General features: G+C 63.8%; 21 protein-coding genes. 13 read left to right on the top strand and 8 right to left on the bottom strand.

The genetic code is table 11. The annotated features are described in order from the left end of the window. Positions 1 to 61 precede the first annotated feature (61 nt). The gene (locus IVA98_RS32465; RefSeq protein ID WP_247299869.1) at positions 62 to 901 is read right to left on the bottom strand and encodes an SDR family oxidoreductase; all 840 of its coding nucleotides are present in this window, start codon (positions 899 to 901) and stop codon (positions 62 to 64) included. A 262-nt stretch (positions 902 to 1,163) separates the two neighbouring features. Here IVA98_RS32465 and IVA98_RS32460 point away from each other — a divergent pair, with 262 nt between their 5' ends. The 3 genes from IVA98_RS32460 to IVA98_RS32450 all read left to right on the top strand — a co-directional run bounded on the left by IVA98_RS32460 (position 1,164) and on the right by IVA98_RS32450 (position 4,460). Beyond that, a complete protein-coding gene (locus tag IVA98_RS32460; RefSeq protein WP_247299867.1) occupies positions 1,164 to 2,138 on the top strand; it encodes an NADPH:quinone oxidoreductase family protein in 975 nt (324 codons plus the stop codon). 113 nt (positions 2,139 to 2,251) lie between these two features. Next, positions 2,252 to 3,283 carry a hypothetical protein gene (locus IVA98_RS32455; protein WP_247299865.1) on the top strand — a complete coding sequence of 344 codons (1,032 nt, stop codon included), beginning with the start codon at positions 2,252 to 2,254 and terminating at the stop codon, positions 3,281 to 3,283. Positions 3,284 to 3,302: 19 nt separating this feature from the next. Next, positions 3,303 to 4,460 (top strand): TAXI family TRAP transporter solute-binding subunit, encoded by a 1,158-nt coding sequence (locus IVA98_RS32450; protein ID WP_247332315.1) that lies wholly within the window; start codon positions 3,303 to 3,305, stop codon positions 4,458 to 4,460. 8 nt (positions 4,461 to 4,468) lie between these two features. Here the strand turns inward: IVA98_RS32450 and IVA98_RS32445 are convergent, their stop codons facing one another. Then, complete coding sequence (locus IVA98_RS32445; protein WP_247280031.1) at positions 4,469 to 4,846, bottom strand: YkvA family protein; 378 nt, start codon at positions 4,844 to 4,846, stop codon at positions 4,469 to 4,471. Between the two features lie 87 nt (positions 4,847 to 4,933). Then, complete coding sequence (locus IVA98_RS32440) at positions 4,934 to 5,224, bottom strand: 4a-hydroxytetrahydrobiopterin dehydratase (RefSeq protein WP_247299861.1); 291 nt, start codon at positions 5,222 to 5,224, stop codon at positions 4,934 to 4,936. A gap of 151 nt (positions 5,225 to 5,375) precedes the next feature. Between IVA98_RS32440 and IVA98_RS32435 the strand changes: the two genes are divergently transcribed. Together IVA98_RS32435 and IVA98_RS32430 are read left to right on the top strand one after the other, a co-directional pair. Continuing rightward, on the top strand, positions 5,376 to 6,821 hold the full coding sequence (locus IVA98_RS32435) for a TAXI family TRAP transporter solute-binding subunit (protein WP_247299859.1): 1,446 nt from the start codon (positions 5,376 to 5,378) through the stop codon (positions 6,819 to 6,821). 103 nt (positions 6,822 to 6,924) lie between these two features. Then, positions 6,925 to 8,466: an alkaline phosphatase D family protein gene (locus IVA98_RS32430; protein ID WP_247299857.1), complete on the top strand. Its 1,542-nt coding sequence runs from the start codon at positions 6,925 to 6,927 to the stop codon at positions 8,464 to 8,466. Between the two features lie 3 nt (positions 8,467 to 8,469). Here IVA98_RS32430 and IVA98_RS32425 read toward each other — a convergent pair whose 3' ends face one another. Continuing rightward, complete coding sequence (locus IVA98_RS32425; protein ID WP_247332309.1) at positions 8,470 to 8,850, bottom strand: response regulator; 381 nt, start codon at positions 8,848 to 8,850, stop codon at positions 8,470 to 8,472. Positions 8,851 to 9,031: 181 nt separating this feature from the next. Here IVA98_RS32425 and IVA98_RS32420 point away from each other — a divergent pair, with 181 nt between their 5' ends. From IVA98_RS32420 to IVA98_RS32395, 6 genes are all read left to right on the top strand, one after another. Next, positions 9,032 to 9,796, top strand: a complete 765-nt coding sequence (locus IVA98_RS32420) for a Crp/Fnr family transcriptional regulator (protein WP_247299853.1) — start codon at positions 9,032 to 9,034, stop codon at positions 9,794 to 9,796. A gap of 96 nt (positions 9,797 to 9,892) precedes the next feature. After that, complete coding sequence (locus IVA98_RS32415; protein ID WP_247299851.1) at positions 9,893 to 10,609, top strand: prolipoprotein diacylglyceryl transferase family protein; 717 nt, start codon at positions 9,893 to 9,895, stop codon at positions 10,607 to 10,609. Beyond that, positions 10,590 to 12,020 (top strand): radical SAM protein, encoded by a 1,431-nt coding sequence (locus IVA98_RS32410; RefSeq protein WP_247356420.1) that lies wholly within the window; start codon positions 10,590 to 10,592, stop codon positions 12,018 to 12,020. Before IVA98_RS32415 ends, IVA98_RS32410 begins: the two co-directional genes overlap by 20 nt. Beyond that, positions 12,017 to 12,277, top strand: coding sequence for a hypothetical protein (locus tag IVA98_RS32405; RefSeq protein WP_247299849.1), 261 nt, complete (start codon positions 12,017 to 12,019; stop codon positions 12,275 to 12,277). The genes IVA98_RS32410 and IVA98_RS32405 overlap by 4 nt, the downstream gene beginning before the upstream one ends. Before the next feature lie 255 nt (positions 12,278 to 12,532). After that, on the top strand, positions 12,533 to 14,359 hold the full coding sequence (typA, locus tag IVA98_RS32400; protein WP_247299845.1) for a translational GTPase TypA: 1,827 nt from the start codon (positions 12,533 to 12,535) through the stop codon (positions 14,357 to 14,359). Between the two features lie 102 nt (positions 14,360 to 14,461). Next, entirely contained in the window at positions 14,462 to 15,706 is a 1,245-nt protein-coding gene (locus IVA98_RS32395; protein WP_247299843.1) for a flavin monoamine oxidase family protein, read from the top strand. Positions 15,707 to 15,807: 101 nt separating this feature from the next. Here the strand turns inward: IVA98_RS32395 and IVA98_RS32390 are convergent, their stop codons facing one another. Then, complete coding sequence (locus IVA98_RS32390) at positions 15,808 to 16,215, bottom strand: thiol-disulfide oxidoreductase DCC family protein (protein WP_247299841.1); 408 nt, start codon at positions 16,213 to 16,215, stop codon at positions 15,808 to 15,810. Beyond that, positions 16,215 to 17,126: a dienelactone hydrolase family protein gene (locus IVA98_RS32385; protein ID WP_247356418.1), complete on the bottom strand. Its 912-nt coding sequence runs from the start codon at positions 17,124 to 17,126 to the stop codon at positions 16,215 to 16,217. The genes IVA98_RS32390 and IVA98_RS32385 overlap by 1 nt, the downstream gene beginning before the upstream one ends. 366 nt (positions 17,127 to 17,492) lie before the next feature. Between IVA98_RS32385 and IVA98_RS32380 the strand changes: the two genes are divergently transcribed. Next, a complete protein-coding gene (locus tag IVA98_RS32380; RefSeq protein ID WP_008136728.1) occupies positions 17,493 to 18,002 on the top strand; it encodes a GNAT family N-acetyltransferase in 510 nt (169 codons plus the stop codon). Between the two features lie 177 nt (positions 18,003 to 18,179). Further along, complete coding sequence (ppa, locus tag IVA98_RS32375; protein ID WP_247299836.1) at positions 18,180 to 18,716, top strand: inorganic diphosphatase; 537 nt, start codon at positions 18,180 to 18,182, stop codon at positions 18,714 to 18,716. A 100-nt stretch (positions 18,717 to 18,816) separates the two neighbouring features. On the opposite strand, the gene folD is transcribed toward ppa, so the two are convergent. Next, positions 18,817 to 19,701: a bifunctional methylenetetrahydrofolate dehydrogenase/methenyltetrahydrofolate cyclohydrolase FolD gene (gene folD / locus IVA98_RS32370; RefSeq protein WP_247299834.1), complete on the bottom strand. Its 885-nt coding sequence runs from the start codon at positions 19,699 to 19,701 to the stop codon at positions 18,817 to 18,819. A gap of 1 nt (position 19,702) precedes the next feature. After that, a complete protein-coding gene (locus tag IVA98_RS32365; RefSeq protein ID WP_247299831.1) occupies positions 19,703 to 20,044 on the bottom strand; it encodes a DUF167 domain-containing protein in 342 nt (113 codons plus the stop codon). Between the last annotated feature and the right edge of the window lie 15 nt (positions 20,045 to 20,059).

Below are 20,059 nucleotides of genomic sequence, written 5' to 3'. Positions count from 1 at the left end.
TCCCCCGGCAGGGATAGCCGGGAAAGTCCAATTTGGGAAGGCAGTTAGCGGGTTGTCAGCACTAGCCTCGAGATCGCGCGGCGCGCTGCTCGGCCCATTGCGCCTCGGTCCAGCCGAGCAGGTCCTCGGCCCCGGAACTGCGCAAATGCGCGCCTCCGTCGATCACCACCATCTCGCCATTGATATAGCCGGCGCGGTCCGAGACCATGAAGCTGGCGAGGTCAGCAAGTTCGCCGTGCTCGCCGGTGCGGCCCAGCGGGTTGCGGGCGGTCCAGCCTTCGTCGCGACCTTCAGGGCGGAGCTGCCCCGACGCGCCGGCGGTCGGGAACGGTCCCGGCGCGATGGCAACGGTTCGGATGCCCTTCGGACCCCATTCCACGGCGAGACTTTTGGTCATCGCCAGCAGCGCCGACTTCGCCATCGCCGAAGGCACGGTGAAGGCGCGGCCGGTGATGGTCGAGGTCGAGAGGATCGAGAGCACGACGCCGCCATGCTTACTCTCGATCCAGCGCTTGCCGGCGGCGAGCGTGCAATACATCGCGCCATGCAGGGTCGGCGCGAGGATCGCGTCCGCGGCGCGAAACGAGAGATGCTCGCTCTGCGCGATGAAGGTCGCCGCAGCATTGTTGACGAGGATATCGAGCGGCGCCTCGCGCCAGATCTGATCCATCATGTTGTCGACGGCCGCACCGTCGCGAACGTCGCAGGCGATGGTCGTGACTTTGCCACTGCTCTCTTTGCGCATCTCGCTCGCCGTTGCCTCGAGCCGGTCGAGCTTGCGGCCACAGATCACGAGCTCGGCGCCGAGTGCGAGGAAGCGACGGCCCATCGCCGCGCCAAGGCCGGAGCCGCCGCCGGTGACGAGGATGCGCTTGTCGTTGAGCAGGTTCGTTTCAAACATCGTTTGAATCCTTATCTCCGCGGATTTCGTCATTGCAAGGAGCGAAGCGACGAAGCAATTCAGATTATTTCCGCAGGGCGGACTCTGGATTGCCTCGCGGAGCCTGTCATCGGGCCGCGCTTTGCGCGGACCCGTTGGCTCGCAATGACGTGATGATAGGCCGAACAGAACGACCAACAAAGAATCCGGATTGTCCGGCTGCTCTAAATCCGGCAAAACCGGGCCAATCATAATTCCACTCGAAACGCTCCAGGTGCCCGCCATGAAAGCCATCCTCTGCTCGCAATATTGCCAGCCCGACGATCTCGTTCTGGCTGACGTGCCGGATCCGGTAGCAGGACCCGGCGAGGCCGTGATCGCGATCAAAGCGGCGGCGCTGAACTTCTTCGACATCCTGATGATTCAGGGCAAGTATCAGATCAAGCCGCCGTTCCCGTTCTCGCCGGCCGCTGAAGTCGCGGGTGTGATCGAGAGCATCGGCGCTGGCGTCACTGATCTGAAGGTCGGCGATCGCGTTGTCGCCTCGTGCGGCCACAATGGCGCACGCGAGAAGATCGCGCTGCCGGCGGCCTCGATTGTCAAGATCCCGGACAATCTCGACTATGATCGCGCGGCCGGCATCATCATCATCTACGGCACCGCGCTGCATGCGCTGGAGGATCGCGCCAGTCCGAAGCCGGGCGAGACGCTCGCGGTACTGGGCGCAGCCGGCGGCACGGGCCTTGCTGCCTGCGAGCTCGGCAAGCTGATGGGCCTGAAGGTGATCGCCTGCGCCTCATCGGACGAGAAGCTCGCATTCGCCAGGGCGCACGGCGCCGAGCTGACGCTCAATTACGCCAAGGAGGATTTGAAGGAAGGTTTGCGCAAGCTCACCGACGGCAAGGGCGTCGACATCATCTTCGATCCCGTGGGCGGTGCTTACGCCGAGCAGGCGCTGCGCTCGATCGCCTGGGAGGGTCGCTTCCTTGTGATCGGCTTCGCCGCCGGCGACATTCCGAAGATGCCGCTGAACCTCGCACTGCTGAAGGGCTGCGACATCCGCGGCGTGTTCTGGGGCGCCTGGACCCGGCTCAACCCGGCCAAGAATCGCGCCAATCTGGAGAAGCTCGTGAAGTGGACGGCGGAAGGCAAGATCTCCTCGCATGTCGACCGGACCTTCCCGCTGGCCCAGACCGCGGACGCGTTGAAGGTGCTCGCGGGACGTCAGGCGATGGGAAAGGTGATCTTGCACCCGTGATTGCGACTGCGCTGGCTGTCGCGAAGATATGCGCATGACAGCTGAGTTCATGGCACCCCATTCCTAGACCGCCACCTGGTAAGGTCTCCTCAACCAGCGCGGGCAAAATTGAGGTGCATTCCACAACCTCGCCCGAATCAAACCCAAATATTTCCCGATTCGTCCCCATCGCCGTCGCTTTTTGGGCTGATTCAGATTGCGATTTACCGGCTCCAGTTTGCTGGGCGCTCCTGGACAACAACAAAAAAACTGAAACCGGTATGCCCCGCGTCGTGTCAGTCTTGGGGAGCATCACCATGGAGACGACGGCGTTCCGTCCGTCCAGGGAATCGAGGGCATTCGATTCCGATCAAGCCGCATCACATCCGTCCACCGCATCGTACATCCGTGCGCGCGCCGCACGGATCGATCTGTCACCCGACGATCCAATTCCACTATTCCTGTCCGATCCGCGCGGTGCCCCGAACCCGGACGAATATACCTCGCTGGAGTTGCGTCCCCGGGTCAGAATTGTGCCGCGTGTTCTTGCGGGCGGTCTCGCAGCCGTTCTCGTGGCGTCCATTCTGGCAATTCTGGCCGCGCTGTTTCAGTCCGACCTTCGCGGCATCTTCGATGCCGGTGGCTCGGCAGTCGTCGCGCTGGAGCAGGCGGTGGCCTCGGCCAACCCGTCGGTCATACCGCAGAGCCCGCGCAAGGATTCGGCGCGCGTGACCGATCCACGCCTGGCGAGCGCTGACACGCAGGATCTTCCTGCACCGCCGAGCCGCGAGGAGATCGCGACCGCCTATCAGACCGCGCTGCAAGCCCAGACGCCTGTGCCTCAGCCCGCGGCGGCACCGCCTGCGCCCCCTCCGCCCGCCAGCACGCTCGACGCCGACACGCTGGCCGGGCTGATGACGCGCGCGAAGAGCCTGTTGGGAATTGGTGACATTGTTGCGGCCCGCCTGCTGCTCGAACGCGCCGCCAATGCACAGGATGCGGCAGCGGCGTTTCTGCTGGCCCAGACCTATGACCCGGCCGTGCTGGGCACTAGCGACGCGCGGCGCATCGCCGCTGACGCGACCGCCGCGCGCGACTGGTATCAAAAGGCCGCGGCACTCGGATCGGCCGAGGCGCGGCAGCGCCTCGCCCAGCTTCAGAACTAGATCGTTTCAGGGGGACATCATGCGTAACGCTTTGGGAATGGCGCTTGCCGCCATTATGACGATCTGTGCCTTCGCGGCGCGCGCCGATCAGACCGAATACGATCCCGCCAAGGTCTCTGACGGCCTGAAGGCCATCTTCCAGTTCGGCTCGACCTCGACCAAGCAGGCGCTGAACGCAAACACGGTCACGCTGATCACCGGCACGATCGGCGGCACCTATGTGCAATTCGGCGCCGACCTCGCTTCCGTGCTCGACGACGGCAACAAGATCCGCGTGCTGCCGATCGTCGGCCGCGGCTCGGTGCAAAGCGTCGCCGATATCCTGTTCCTGCAAGGTGTCGATCTCGGAATCGTGCGCGCCGACACGCTCGACTATCTCGAGCGCAAGGGTTTTGCCACGGGCATCAAGAAGCAGTTCACCTATGTCACCAAGCTCTACAATGAGGAGATGCAGGTGATCGCGCCAAGATCGGTCGCGACGCTCAAAGACCTCGAAGACAAGACGGTGAGCGTGGACCTGCCGAACGGCGGCACCTTCGTCACGGCGCTCACCGTGTTCGAGCGGCTCGGGATCAAGGCGAAATTCGTCTATGTCGAGCAGCGCATCGCGATGGAGAAACTGAAGGCCGGCGAGATCGACGCCGTCATCGTGGTCGGCGGCAAGCCGTACAAGTCGGTCTCGACCTTCGGCAATGACGGCCGCTTCCATCTTGCGAAGGTCGACTATGCAAAGCCCCTGCAGAGCGATTATCTGCCGGCAACGCTGACCGCCAAGGACTATCCGAACCTGATCAAGGAGGGCGAGAGCGTGGACACGATCGCGGTGCCTGCGGTGCTCGCGGCCTACAACTGGACGCCCAACACCGAGCGCTATCGCAAGCTCGCGCTGTTCGTTGACGCGTTCTTCACCAAGTTCCCCGCGCTCCAGAACCCGCCCTTCCATCCCAAGTGGAAGGAGGTCTCGCTCGCGGCGCCTCTGTCGGGCTGGAGCAGATTGCCGGTGGCGCAGCAATGGCTCGACCGGCACGGCGTCGAGCCGGTGACGCGCCAGCGCTTCGAAGCGTTCCTGAAGCAGAGCCCGGCGGCCGCGCAGGTGTCCGATGCGGACAAGGAGACGCTGTTCAAGCAATTCCAGGCATGGGACGCGGAGAAGGCGCGTGCGGGGGAAAAGAAGTAGTGGCGCCGTCACTCCTCCGCCTTATCCACCCCGCGCTTCAGCGCGGCACGGGCGGCCTCGCGGTGCTCGTTCGTGATGTGGCCGGCCACCATGCGGATCGCGGTGGCGAGCACGGCGGCGTCATCGGCGAAACCGAGGATCGGCATCACATCAGCGACGAAGTCGAATGGCAGGATGAAATAGGCGATCGCCCCCAGCAGCGAGGCCTGAACATGGCGCGGCGTCTGCCGGTCGAAGGCGCAGTAATAGGCCGCGAGCAGGTCTTCGGCGAACGGCAGTTGCGCGGCAACGCGCTTCAGCTTGCGCCAGAAGCGGCGGCGAACGCCCTCGCGGTCTTCCGCGAGCCGATCGGCGGGCTCAAAGCCGACGCTGTGTTCGGCAGCCATGCTCAAACTCCCCTTTCAGCCGGAGCGGCGGATCGCCGCGTCGCCTGCTGATCACAAGATGGGGATAAGGCCAGGAGCCGCAAGACGTCAGCCGGCAATGGCGTTCATCGCCTTGGCCAGTTCGATATCGAGCGCAGTAACGCCGCCGGCGTCATGGGTCGACAGCACCACCTCGACCGTCTTGTAGACGTTGCGCCATTCGGGGTGGTGATCCACCTTCTCGGCGACCAGCGCCGCGCGGGTCATGAAGCCGAAGGCCTGGTTGAAATCCTTGAAGACGAAGGTCTTCCCGATGGCGTCGCGGCCGGACATCTCACCCCAGCCCGGTAGTCCGCCGAGCGCCTGCTTGCGCGCCTCCGCCGATAGCCGCTCTGCCATGATCGCCTCCGTCGTTCAGGGGAACTTTACCCTAACGCCGTGTCGATGCCCGGGTTCATACGGGATTTCGTCCATCCGCTAACCATGAAGGAGATGTAACCCCGCCGGACAAGAAATTTGCTACAATTGCGGGCGTAAATCGCCGGCGAAGATGAAACTGAGCCTCAAGCGCCTGTTTGGGAGATCGATGACCGGGGGACTGAACCTGGCCGAAACGCCCTCTCCGCCTTCGCCGCGATCCGCGGCGCGGAAGACCGCGCTCGTGTCTCTGGCCCTCGTGCTTGCGATCGTCGGTGCGCTCGCCGGCGGTTACTACTTCGCGATGCGGCCGGTGACGCTGAAGATCGCGGTTGGTCCCGCCAGCAGCGATGACGTCAAGGTGGTGCAGGCGCTGACTCAGGCTTTCACGCAGAACAAGAGTCAGGTGCGGCTGCGCCCGATCCAGACCGACGGCGCCACCGCCAGCGCCAATGCCCTCGCGGAAGGCAAGGTCGATCTTGCCATCGTGCGCGGCGACCTCGATGTGCCGAAGAACGCGCAGGCGGTCGCGACGCTGCGCAAGAATGTCGTGGTGCTGTGGGCCGTAGCGGGCAAGGGCAAGAAGAAGGGCGCGAAGATCACCAAGGTGGCACAACTCGCCGGCCATCGCGTCGGTGTCGTCGGCCGCACCCAGGCCAACGTCAACCTGCTCAAGGTGATCCTCCAGCAATACGGCGTCGATCCCGCCAAGGTCGAGATCGTGCAATTCCCGGCCAACGAGGTTGCCGAGGCGATCAAGGCCCAGAAGGCCGACGTCTACCTCGCGGCCGGCCCGGTCAACAGCAAGATCACGGCGGACGCGATCTCTGCATCGGTCAAAGAGGGCGGCACGCCGACTTTCCTCGCGATCGATTCCGCCGACGCGATCGCGCAGAACCACCCGGTCTACGAATCCGCGGAGATTCCAGCCGGCGCCTATGGCGGTTCACCCGACCGCCCGGACGACGAGGTCAAGACCATCAGCTTTGCGCACCACATCGTGGCGCGCAAAGCTGTGTCCGAAACCACCATCGCGGCATTCACGCGCCAGCTGTTCGCCGTGCGCCAGCAATTGGTGACGGAATTCCCACTGGCGGCGAAGATCGAGACGCCCGACACCGACAAGGATGCGGTGATCCCCGTGCATCCCGGCGCCGCCGCCTTCGTCGACGGCGAGGAAAAAACCTTTCTCGACAAATACAGCGACTACATCTGGTGGAGCCTGATGGCGCTCTCCGCCATGGGCTCGATCGGCGCCTGGTTTGCCGGCTATCTGAAGAAGGACGAGCGCGACAACAACAGCCATTTGCGCGAACGCCTGCTCGACATGATCACGGCGGCCCGCAAGAGCGAGACGACCGAAGAGCTCGACCAGATGCAGGCCGAAGCCGACGTGATTTTGCGCGACACGCTGCGCTGCTTCGATCACGGTGCGATCGAGGAGGCCGCGCTCACCGCCTTCAACATCGCACTCGACCAATTCCATGCCGCCGTCGCCGACCGTAAGGCGGTGCTGTTCAGCCTGCCGCAGACGCCGCCCCGCACGGGCACGCAATTCAGAGCCGCCGGCAACGCGTAGCGCCTGCGCGTTATTGCTGCGTCACATTGTCTCAATATAGGGTCTGATCTCATCGTGGCGGCTGCCGCAAGGCACCCGTCCCTGGCGAAATCGGGACCGTCCCATGACCATCACATTCTCACGCCGCCGTTTCCTCACCACCAGCGCGGGCGCGCTTGGCACGATCGCGATGCCTTATCTGTCGCGAGCGGCTGACCGGCCTGCAGTCACCCATGGCGTACAATCAGGCGACGTCACGGTCGACGGCGGCGTGGTGTGGGCACGCACCGACCGGCCGGCTCAAATGCTGGTCGAGGTGGCGACGACGGAGTCGTTCAGGGACGCTCGCGCGCTGCCGCCGATCGCAGCGCTGCCCGAGAGCGACTTCACGGCCAAAATGCTGATCGAGAACCTGCCGGGCGGACAGGACATCTTCTATCGCGTGCGCTTCCGCGATCTCTCGCATAGCGCGGTCGAGGGCGAGCCGGTGACCGGCCGCTTCCGCACCGCGCCGGCCGACCGCCGCGATGTCAGCTTCGTCTGGGGTGGCGACGTCGCCGGCCAGGGCTGGGGCATCAACCCTGACGACGGCGGCATGTTCACCTTCGCCGCGATGCGCAAGCATCGTCCGGATTTCTTCCTGCACTCGGGCGATACGATCTACGCCGACAGCCTCATCCAATCCGAGGTGAAGCTCGCCGACGGCAAGATCTGGAAGAACGTCACAATCCCCGAGAAGGCCAAGGTCGCGGAGACGCTGGACGAGTACCGCGCCGCGCACAAATACAATCTGATCGACGACAACCTCCGCGCCTTCAATGCCGACGTGCCGATCTTCGTGCAGTGGGACGACCACGAGGTCACCAACAACTGGTCGCTATCGAAGGAGTTGCCGGCGTCATACAAAGTACGCGACATCACGCTGCTCGCCGCGCGCGCAACGCGCGCCTTTCACGAGATGTATCCGATGCGCGAGAGCATCACTGAACCGGGCCGGATTTATCGCCAGATCTCCTACGGCCCGCATCTCGACGTGTTCGTGCTCGACGAGCGCAGCTATCGCGGCGCGAACGGCGCCAATCTGGAAACGGAATACGGACCGGCCAGCCACTTCCTCGGACCCGACCAGATCGCCTGGCTCAAGCGCGGCCTGTTGAATTCGCGCGCGACCTGGAAGGTGATCGCCTCCGACATGCCGCTCAGTCTCATCGTCGCGGACACGCCGAAAGGCGGATCGGAAGCGATTGCGCAAGGCGACGGCCCGGTACGCGGCCGCGAGTTCGAGATCGCGGACATCCTTCGCTTCATCAAGATGGCGTCGATCAGCAACACGGTGTGGCTGACCGCGGACGTACACTATGCCGCCGCGCATTATTACGATCCGAACAAGGCACAATTCCAGGATTTCGAGCCGTTCTGGGAGTTCGTCTCGGGTCCGCTGCATGCGGGCACTTTCGGTCCGAACGCGCTCGACAACACCTTTGGGCCGGAGGTGCGCTTCGTCAAGGCACCGGGCAAGGACAGCCAGAACCTGCCGCCGTCTGCCGGGATGCAGTTCTTCGGCCACGTCAAGATCGACGGCGCCTCCGGCCAGATGACGGTGAGCTTGCGCGACCGCGCCGACGTGGCGCTGTGGTCGACCACGCTCGACCCGAAATCTGCCTGAACCTCAGCGACCGCGCGTCCGCAGCGCAGCCTCCAGCGCCTCGCTCGAGCACGGCTTTTGCAGCCGCGGCCGCGCCGCAAATTCGGGCGGAATCCGCGTTTCGGCACCATAACCGGTGACGAAGACAAATGGGACGTTCAGCGCCACCAGTCGCTCGGCGATCGCAAAGCTCTTCTCGCGGTTCAGCTCGACGTCGAGCAGGGCGAAATCGGGAGCACCTTTCGCGATCGCGTCCAGCGCCTGCGTCACCGACCCGGCGGTGCGCACCTGCCTCACGCCAAACCCGAGCAGACGGTCCTCGAAATCGATTGCAATGATCGGATCGTCCTCGACGACGAGGACGTCGGCAGGACATGGGAAGCCATCGAGAAGTGCGGGTGCCATGATCGCATCTTGGAGCGAGAGGTTTTTCTGATCAGGACAGCCGCGCCACGACGCCTGCGCCCAGCGCATCGGAGGGTTCCCGGAACGAAACCACCACATCACAGTTCTTCAGTCTGTCCACTTGTGCACACAGGAAACGGACGGAACCCGGTATTGTGGAAAAGAGCACGGGGGGTTCACGATGGATGCGCGTATCGGCAGTACAAGCGAGGTCGACAGCCGGCCGATCAACAATCTGTTGCGGCGCCTGAGCCCGGCGGATTACGCACTGCTCGCGCCGCACGTCATCATCGAGGACTGCGCGGCCGGCGAACTGCTCTACAATCCCGGCGATGACGTCCAGGTCGTCCACTTCCCCTGCGGACCCTCGCTTGCGACCTTTCTCGTCCCTAACGAGGATGGCCGCGACGTCGAGACCATCCTGGTCGGTCGTGAAGGCGCGGTGGGCGGCATCGTCAGCGAGGGATTTCTGCCGGCCTATACCCGCATCTGCGTGAAGTTCGGCGGCCCATTTTCGCGCATTCACGTCGGCAAACTGGAAGCAGCCAAGACACGTTCGCCGTCACTGCGCAACATCTTCGCCCGCTATGCCGATTGCATGCTGGCGCAAATCTTCCAGTCGACCGCCTGCAACGCCATCCACTCGATCGAGCAGCGCACCGCCAAATGGATCTTGGCAGCAATGGAGCGTACCGGCGACGAAAGCAGCGTGCCGCTGACGCATGAGCAGCTTGCGACATTGCTCGGAGTGGGGCGCAGCTATGCGAGCCGCGTGCTCCAATCGTTCAAAGCCGAAGGCGTGCTCGACACGAGGCGCGGTTCAATCCTCGTCCGCAGCCGCGACGGCCTTCGCCTGCGCGCCTGCCTCTGCAACGATGCTGTCAAGCTGCACTTCGAGGAAGTGCTGCGAGGCGTCTATCCAACGGAGGAGCGGGAGGCCGGATAGCGAACCTAGTCTCGCCTCTTCTCCCTTGTGAAGGCAGTGCACATGGGAGAGGACATGAGCGCTCCGCTGGCGTGATCGTGCTATGCTCTCCGCCGCATGAGCGGGGCTTTCCTTCATACGGTCTTCGATATTGCAGCATGGCTGGCGGCGGCAGCTGCCGTCTACTGGCTGTCGCGACAGGGCTTGCGGTTTCCTGTGCAATCCTTCGAAATGTCCTACATCGCCGCCCTGGTGTTCGGCGCAGGCGTCGGCGCCTACCTGTTCGGGTCGGTCAATCTGTGGCTGTCGGGCCAGAGCGGCGTTGCGCGCTCGGTCGAGGGTGCGCTCGCCGGCGGCATCGTGGCGATCGAGCTCTACAAATGGTCCGCAGGCATCACGGCGCGAACCGGCGCCCGTTTTGCCCTGCCGCTGGCGCTCGGCATCGCGGTCGGCCGGATCGGCTGCTACTTCGCGGGCCTCGACGATTTCACCTATGGCACGCCCACGGCGCTGCCCTTTGGCCATGATTTCGGCGACGGCCTTCTTCGCCACCCGGTGCAGCTCTATGAGAGCACCGCCATGGGCGTGTTCGCGCTTCTCTATGTGCTGGCGGTCTTGAACCGAAACGGGTTTGTGGTCACCAATGGTTTCTACCTGGTGCTCGTCTACTATGGAGCGCAGCGCTTCCTGTGGGAATTCCTCAAGCCCTATGGCACGCTGATCGGCCCCTTCACGCTGTTTCACCTGCTGTCGCTGTCCATCCTACTCTACGCCGCATTCATGCTGGCGATGGCGCCCAAAGCGAGATCCCTGCATGAACGCGCCGTTGCGTAAGTCGCGCCCCTATATCTTCTGGGGCCAGACCCAGTCGCTGTGCGAGACCTGCCTGAAGCTGGTGCCGACCAAGATCCAGATTCTCGGCAACGAGGTCTGGTACGAAAAACGCTGCCAGCAGCATGGCGTCCAATCAACGCTGGTGTCGACGGACACGGCCTATTGGCGTCTGTGCAAGGATTTCATCAAGCCTGGCGATCGGCCGCTGCAATTCCAGCAGCGGACGGAATTCGGCTGTCCCTATGATTGCGGTCTGTGCGCCGACCACGAGCAGCATTCCTGCCTGGCGCTGATCGAGATCACCGAGCACTGCAATCTCACCTGCCCGGTGTGCTTCGCCGAATCCTCACCGGCGCGGACGCGGTTCACGCCACTCGCAACGGTCGAGAGGATGCTGGATGCGCTGGTCGCGAGCGAGGGCGAGGCCGACCTGGTGCAGATTTCCGGCGGCGAGCCGACGCTGCATCCGGATTTCTTCGAGATCCTGGACGCCGTGCGCGCCCGCCCGATCCGCCACGTCATGATCAACACCAACGGCCTGCGCATCGCCCGCGAGAAGGATTTCGTGGCGCGGCTCGCCGAGAACAAGCGCGGGCTGGAGGTCTATCTCCAGTTCGATTCGCTGCAGCGCGAGCCACTGATCAATCTGCGCGGCGCGGACCTTCGAAAAATCCGCCAGCAGGCGCTGGAGAATCTTGAGCATTACGGCGTGTCGACCACGCTGGTCGCAACCATCAAGCGCGGCGTCAACGATGCCGAGATCGGCGACATCGTCCGCCACGCGCTCACCTGGAAATGCGTGCGTGGGGTCACGCTGCAGCCGGTGCAGGACGCCGGCCGTAACGAGAACTTCGACAAGAACACCGACCGCATCATGCTGTCGGAGATCCGCAAGCGCGTGATCGAGACCGACGTGTTCGGCGACAAGGACATGATCCCGCTGCCCTGCAATCCCGAAAGCATTTCGATCGGCTACGGCCTGCGCAACGGCGAGAACGTGCTGCCGCTGACCTCGCTGATCCCGCAGGAGCAGCTCGTCGCGGTGATGCCGAACACGATCAGCCCGGAGAAATATCCGGTGCTGAAGGAGAAGTTTATTGACCTCTTCTCGCTGTCGTCGGGCCCGCTCAACACCCCCGAACGCGTCTGCGAACTGCTATGTTGCCTGCCGAGCTTTCAGGTGCCGCAAGGGCTCACTTACGAGAACGTGTTCCGCGTCACCATCGTGCAGTTTCTCGATCGCTTCAATTTCTGCGTCGGCAACGTCAAGCGCAGCTGCATCCATTTCGTGACGGAGCAAGGCTCGATCATTCCGTTTGACACCTACAATCTGTTCTACCGCAACGGAAACATCGACGGCGTTCGCGCGGCCCTCGCTGCACAGACGACCGACGGAGTCTTGCAAGCATGAGCATCAGCAACATACCGCCGCCGGGACTGCCTCCTGCCCCGGCGAACAAACGCGGCGGCTGCCTGACCGCCCTCATGGCGATCTTCGGGCTGATCATGCTGCTGCCGGGTGTCTGCGCCTTGCTCTTTGGCGGAATGTCGGTCGTCGAGGACGGCCGGATCGCCTCCGACATCGCACCGCTGGTCTTCCTGGGCCTAGTCGTGGGAATCGGCGGGATTGCCCTGATCTGGGCGGCGATCAAGGGGCGGCGCGCTTAACGCCGCTATTCGCCTAACCCCCGGAGATTCCCGGACAAAATTCAGTCAACCAACGGCCAAAGTACACATTGTTTTTTGGCTGTTTTTGCATATATTGCGCCGCAACGCGTAGGGCGCCCGGTCTGATATGGCCGGGCTTCCTTTTTGGGCGGCGAGCGCCCGTTTCCAGTCTTTCAGCGTTGTTTCGAGAAGAGGTCCCGGTCCGACCGGCGAGATCGCGCTTAACCCATTGTTCGAACGCAAAGAAGCTCACTCATGAACCTCCGCAACGTTGCCATTATCGCCCACGTCGACCACGGCAAGACGACCCTGGTCGACCGCCTCCTCCAGCAGTCCGGCACGTTCCGCGAGAACCAGAAGGTGACCGAACGCGCCATGGACTCCAACGATCTGGAGCGCGAGCGCGGCATCACCATTCTGGCCAAGGCGGCCTCGGTGCAGTGGAAGGACACCCGCGTCAACATCGTCGACACCCCCGGCCACGCCGATTTCGGCGGTGAGGTCGAGCGCATCCTGAACATGGTGGACGGCGCGCTGGTGCTGGTGGACGCCGCCGAAGGCCCGCTGCCGCAGACCAAGTTCGTGGTGTCCAAGGCACTCAAGGTCGGCCTGAAGCCGATCGTCGTCATCAACAAGGTCGACCGTCCCGACGCGCGCCCGACCGAGGTCATCAACGAGGTGTTCGACCTGTTCGCAGCGCTCGATGCCAGCGAAGAGCAGCTCGACTTCCCGATCCTCTACGGGTCGGCCAAGCAGGGCTGGATGGCCGAAAGCCCGGAGGGTCCGAAGGACAAGGGCATGGAGCCGCTGTTCGACCTGATCCTGCGCCACGTCGCGGCGCCGAAGGTCGAGGAAGGTCCGTTCAAGATGATCGGCACCATCCTGGAAGCCAACCCCTATCTCGGCCGTATCATCACCGGCCGCATCTCCTCCGGCGTGCTCAAGCCGAACCAACAGGTCAAGGTGCTCAACGCCGACGGCAAGCTGGTCGAGTCGGGGCGCATCACCAAGATCCTGGCGTTCCGCGGCCTCGAGCGCACGCCGCTCGATGAAGCGGAAGCCGGCGACATCGTTGCGATTGCGGGCCTGACCAAGGGCACCGTCGCCGATACGTTCTGCGATCCGACCGTGGAAGTGCCGCTGCCGGCCCAGCCGATCGACCCGCCGACCGTGTCGATGTCGTTCATCGTCAACAACTCCCCGCTCGCCGGCACCGAAGGCGACAAGGTGACGAGCCGCATGATCCGCGACCGTCTCTTGCGCGAGGCCGAAGGCAACGTTGCGCTGCGCGTCGTCGAAGCCGCCGACAAGGACGCGATGGAAGTCTCGGGCCGCGGCGAATTGCAGCTCGCCATCCTGATCGAGACCATGCGCCGCGAGGGCTTTGAGCTCTCGGTGTCGCGCCCGCGCGTCGTGTTCCAGAAGGACGAAGCCACCGGTGCCACGATGGAGCCGATCGAGGAGGTCGTGATCGACGTCGACGAGGAGCATTCCGGCGTCGTCGTGCAGAAGATGAGCGAGCGCAAGGCCGAGCTGATCGAGATGAAGCCGTCCGGCGGCAACCGCCTGCGTCTGGTGTTCTACGCGCCGACCCGCGGCCTGATCGGCTACCAGGGCGAACTTCTGACCGACACCCGCGGCACCGCGATCATGAACCGCCTGTTCCACGGCTATGCCCCTTACAAGGGCGAGATCCAGGGCCGCCGCAACGGCGTCCTGATCTCCAACGACCAGGGCGAGGCGGTCGCCTACGCCATGTTCAAGCTGGAAGACCGCGGGCCGATGATGATCGAGCCGGGCTGGAAGGTCTATCGCGGCATGATCGTCGGCGAGCATACCCGCGACAACGATCTCGAGATTAACGTGCTCAAGGGCAAGCAGCTCACCAACATCCGCACGACCTCCAAGGACGAAGCGGTGCGCCTGACCCCGCCGATCCGCATGACCCTGGAAAAGGCGCTCGCTTATATCGAGGACGACGAGCTCGTCGAGGTCACCCCGAAGTCGATCCGCCTGCGTAAGAAGCATCTCGACCCGAACGAGCGCAAGCGTGCGGAAAAGGCCAAGGAAGCGGTGGCGTAGGCCAAGCGAATGGGGAATGGCGAGTAGCGAATAGGGTTATTTGGCGAGAGGCGGCATTTCTTATACTCTATTCGCCATTCGCCACTCACTATTCGCCCTTCCATGTCCTTCCCCTCCTCCGTCGACGTCGCGATCATCGGCGCAGGTGCCGCCGGCCTTGGCGCCGCGCATGCGCTGCATGGCTCCGGCCTCTCCGTGATCGTTCTGGAGGCGCGTAATCGGCTCGGCGGCCGCGCCTGGACCGTGCAGGCCTCGCCTGACGTGACCTTCGACGTCGGCTGCGGCTGGCTGCACTCGGCTGACAAGAATTCCTTCGTTGCGATTGCCCGCCAGCTCGGCTTCGAGATCAACACGGATCTGCCGCCTTGGGGCGATCGCGCCTATGGCGACGCCTTTCCGGAAGCCGAGCGCATCGCCTTTGCGGACGCGATCGACGAATTCTACGAACGCGCCTGGGAGGCCGCGGAAAGCGGCGAGGACGCGCCCGCCTCCTGCTACCTCGAGCCTGGCAACCGCTGGAATCCGATGATCGACGCGGTCTCGACTTATGTGAACGGGTGCGAACTCGATCAAGTCTCGATCCTCGACATGGAGCGCTACGAGGACACGTATTTCAATTGGCGTGTGCGAGCCGGGTATGGAACGCTGATCGCGGCCTATGGTGTGCCCTGTCCGGTCGCGCTGAACTGCAACGTTACGCTGGTCGATCACTCCGGTCAGCGCATCCGGCTCCAGACCTCGCAGGGCACGATGATCGTGAACAAGGTGATCGTCACCGTCCCGACCAATCTGATTGCCGATGAGGCGATCCGCTTTTCTCCGCCGCTTCCCGCCAAGCTCGATGCCGCACGCGGCCTGCCGCTCGGTGTCAACGACAAGGTGACACTGGCGCTCGCGGATGCTGAAGCCTTTCCGAAGGACGGAAACCTGCGCGGCGCCACCATGCGCACCGCGATGGGCACCTATCACATCCGCCCATTCGGGCAGCCCTGCATCGATGGCTTCTTCGGCGGCAGCTTTGCGCGTCAATTGGAAGACGCCGGCGAGGGCGCCTTCGCCGCCCATAGCATCGACGAGATTGCAGGCTTTCTCGGCAACGACATCCGCCGCAAGCTAAAACCCCTGCGCGAGTCGCGCTGGGCGCACGATCCTTTCGCCCGCGGCTCCTATTCGCACGCGCTGCCGGGTCACGCCGACGATCGCGCCGTGCTGGCCGCACCGGTTGATGGCCGGCTGTTCTTCGCCGGCGAGGCAACCTCGCCAAATTTCTTCTCGACAGCGCATGGCGCGCGCGACAGCGGCGAGCGAGCGGCCAGGGAAGTGCTGGCGGCCCTAGGCAGGCCATGACCGCAAGCTCCGTGTTGCGAGCGCAGCGAAGCAAATCCAGGGTCTTTCTCCGGAGAGATTCTGGATCGCTTCGTCGCTTCGCTCCTCGCAAGACGAGGATACTATTCGATCACCCGCGCCCATAAATCGGCATCGGGCACGAAACAGGGATCGTACTTGCCGAAGATGCGATAGCGATTGCGTGCGACGAGGCTGTACACGGGATCCCGCAGCGGCCTCGGCACGGCGAACAGCCGGCGCACCCATTCCCAGCCGGGGAGCTGAGACAGCACCATGAGCGCGGCATCGGACTTCATGAACACCTCGCCGCCGTGGATCACTGCATTGGTATCGGGATCGTGCGGATCGATCCCGAACGTGCGCGCGAGCCGCGCCCCATAATCCGACTGGACCGGCGTGAAGCGAAACCCCTTCGCCGTATCGCGGGCGGCGACGAAACGGACCCAGCGCGAGCAGAAGATGCACACGCCATCGAACAGGATCACATCGTCGTCGGGCCATTCAGGCATCAGCGATTGTCCCACGGCTTCTTGGCCGCCACCGGCCTGCCCTGGTTCAGCGCGCGCGCGAGCTCGCCGCTTGCGGCTTTGACGCCGGCCTCGGTTTCGATCATCCAATGACCCTCGCTGCCGACGGCCGGCAGGATGCGAAAGTCGAGCTTGTCGCCACCGCCGCCAAACGCCTCGGCCAATCTTTGAGAAAATGCCGGTGCGAAGTAACTGTCGTTGGCGGCAACGAGCCACGTGACGGGGATGCGCGCGGTCTTGCCGAATTCGGCGGCGGCCGCAAGGAGCGTATGCGGCGCGCAGATCCTGTTCGGCTCATCATTGGCATGGCCGCCGCGCCCCGGCGCGAATGCAACGATGGCGGAGATCGCCTTCGGCTCGGCGCTGGCGAGCGCCAGCGCGCCCCAACCGCCGGCGGAATGGCCGATGACCGTTGCAGCCTCCTTGCGGATGAATTCCTGTTTTCGCAAATAGTCCAGCGCGAGCGAGATTTCGTCGGCCGTTGCACGGGCCGATCGCGCGTAGTCCGCCTCGTCGCAGCCGCCCTGGTCTTCGACATAGTGGCCGCCGGTCGCGCCGTGACCGAGCCGTTCCGGCACCAGCACGGCAAACCCGTGCGCGACGAGATACGCCGTGAGCGCGCGATATTCCGGTCGCGGCATTTGCGCGCGACGCAAGCCATTCTGCGTCGAGGCGTGGGCAATGACCGCGAACCGGAACGGGCCGGTGCCGACGGGGCGAAACAGCAGCGCATGCGCGGCAATGCCGGTATCCGGCGACGGCACGCGCCACTGTTGCCGGCGAAACGGTTCGCCCTCCTCTCCGGAGGGGCCAAACGTGGTCTGAGCGCACAGAGGTGACGCAGTCAGCACGGCCAACCAAGACAGAAACGCAGGGGTGATGAGGAGCCGCATGAATTGCCAGAGGAGGCGGACACCGACAGCGATGTCACACGAAAGCGCGATGAGATGAAGACGAATGGTCACCGCGCTTTAGACTATTGTTTGAGCATAATCTTTTCGGAAAACCGCTCCTCACTTTTCCGGATCATGCTCCAGTAGGAACGAATCACTCCGGCCAGACTTTTTGCGCAGCCATCGCATTCATTGGGTGCCGCAGCGAGTTTTGCACCGACGCACGGCAGGGCGATCCCGTTCTGAACGGCGGCTTGTCCTCTTTCGGTACAACATGGTTAAAAACTGATGCAGAAAGTCCACAGGTTAACCGATAATTAACGATAGGTCTTGCCGCCGGCGCGGCGACTTGGTTTGATCGCGTCCATGAGCACAACCCTGATCGAAGTCCGGCCGGCCAAAGCCGCAGATGCAACTGCGGTGGCGTCGACCCATGACGAAGCCTGGCGCTCGGCCTATCAGGGCATCATTCCCGGCGCCGAGCTGGAGAAGCTGATCAACCGCCGCGGTCCGCAATGGTGGGACAGTGCGATCCGCAAGGGCAGCCGCGTCAGCGTGCTGGTGTTCGGCGACAAGATCGCAGGCTACGCCAATTATGGCCGCAACCGCGCCCGCAGCCTGCATTTCGACGGCGAGATCTACGAGCTCTATCTGCGTCCTGAATTCCAGGGCCTCGGCTTCGGCCGCCGCCTGTTCGCCGCCGCCCGCCGCGACCTGATGCAGAGCGGCCTGAAAAGCATGGTGGTGTGGGCGCTGTCGGACAACGATCCGGCCACCGAGTTCTACCGTGCCCTGGGCGGCCGCATGGTGGCACGCTCCTCGGAGCGGTTCGGGCCGAAGTCGCTCGACAAGGTTGCCTTCGCCTGGACCAATTGAGCTGCTGAAACCTGAATCGGCAGCGTTTCCATCCGTCGATACCGTTGCCACTTGGGCCGGTGATCGCCGGATTCATTATTTCACAAAAACGCGATGGATCAGCGGGCGAAGCCCGCGTATGACAGCGCCAAAATCGCTGCCGGGCGCGATGTCACCTCGGCAACAACGGAGCCTTGAATGCGTATCGATGCGGTCTCGATCGGGAAAAACGTACCACATGACGTCAATGTCATCATCGAGGTCCCCGTGGGTGGCGAACCGATCAAATACGAGATGGACAAGGAGGCTGGCACGCTCGTGGTCGACCGCTTCCTCTACACGCCGATGCGTTACCCCGGGAATTACGGCTTCATCCCGCACACCTTGTCGGATGACGGCGATCCCTGTGACGTCCTGATCATCAACACCCGCGCCATCATTCCCGGCGCCGTCATGAGCGTGCGCCCGGTCGGCGTGCTGTTCATGGAAGATGAGGCCGGCGGCGACGAAAAGATTTTGGCGGTGCCGTCGTCGAAGCTGACGCAGCGGTACGATAAGGTGAAGAGCTACTCTGACCTGCCTGACATCACGCTCCAGCAGATCCAGCACTTCTTCGAGCACTACAAGGACCTTGAGAAGGGCAAGTGGGTGAAAATCCTGCGCTGGGGCGGCCCCGAGGACGCGCACAAGCTGATCCTCGAAGGCATTGAGCGCGAGAAGAAAAAGAAGGGCTAACGGTCATTCCGGGGCGCGCGAAGCGCGAACCCGGAATCCAGGAGTTTGTGTCCCGAGATTCCGGGTTCGATGCTGCGCATCGCCCGGAATGACGACAAACCTACACCGCCGGCTTCGGCAGCCTTGTGATCGCGCAGGCGGCACGGAGCGTATTCACCAGCAGACAGGCGACCGTCATCTGGCCGACGCCGCCCGGCACCGGCGTAATCGCGCCGGCAACCCCAAGCGCTTCCTGATAGGCAACGTCGCCGACGAGGCGGGTCTTGCCGTCTTGTTTGGGGATGCGATTGATGCCGACGTCGATCACGGTTGCGCCCGGCTTTAGCCAGTCGCCGCGCACCATCTCCGGCTTGCCGACAGCGGCGTAGACGAGGTCGGCGCGCTTCACGAGGCCAGGCAGGTCGCGCGAGCGCGAATGCGCGATCGTGACCGTGGCGTTCTCGTTCAGCAGCAACTGCACCAGCGGACGGCCGACCAGGTTGGAGCGGCCGATGACGATGGCGTTCATGCCTTCGAGCGAAGCGTGCACGCTTTTGGTCAGGATGATGCAGCCCAGCGGCGTGCAGGGCGACAGCGCCTCAAAACCGGCGGCGAGCCGGCCGGCATTGCTCGGATGCAGGCCATCGACATCCTTGGCGGGATCGATGGCATTGATCACGGCCTCGGTGTTCAGCCCCTTCGGCAGCGGCAGTTGCACCAGAATGCCGTGCACGGCCGGATCGCGGTTGAGCTTTGCGACGAGCGCCAGGAGATCTGCTTGCGCAACGTCGGCCGGCAGCTTGTGCTCGAACGAGGCCATGCCGGCGCCTTGCGTCTGAGTGTGCTTGGAGCGGACATAGACCTCACTGGCAGGGTCGTTGCCGACCAGCACCACCGCAAGGCCCGGCACCAGATTGTGCTCGCGCTTGACGCGGGCGACCTCCTCGGCGACGCGGCCGCGAAGTTCCGCGGCAATGACTTTTCCATCGATGATTTTCGCGGTCATGTCAGTTCCTATGGTCTATCGATTTGGCGAAAGCGAGCTGACGCAAGGCTTCGCCGAGCCGTGCCGAATCGCCTTCGATCGCGATCTGCTTCAGCCGCGAGGTCGCCCCGGATAAAAGCCTGACGTTGGCCTTGGGCACACCAAGCGATTTCGCCAGCAGGACCAAGACCGACTTGTTGGCCTCGCCACCATCGGCAATGGCGCGTACCCGCACCTTGAGCACGCTGCGGCCGTCGGAGAGCTGCTCGATCCCGTCGATGTCGTCGCGGCCGCCGCGCGGCGTCACCCGCAGCGCGATGCTGATTCCTGTGGCGGAGGGACGCCAGGGTTCTTTGACAACCAAGGCGCTCCAGCTTGC

This window comes from Bradyrhizobium sp. 160 (assembly GCF_023073735.1).
Classification (GTDB): Bacteria; Pseudomonadota; Alphaproteobacteria; order Rhizobiales; family Xanthobacteraceae; genus Bradyrhizobium.
Note: the sequence above shows the minus strand (reverse complement) of the source record. Positions and strands in the feature narration are given on the sequence as shown.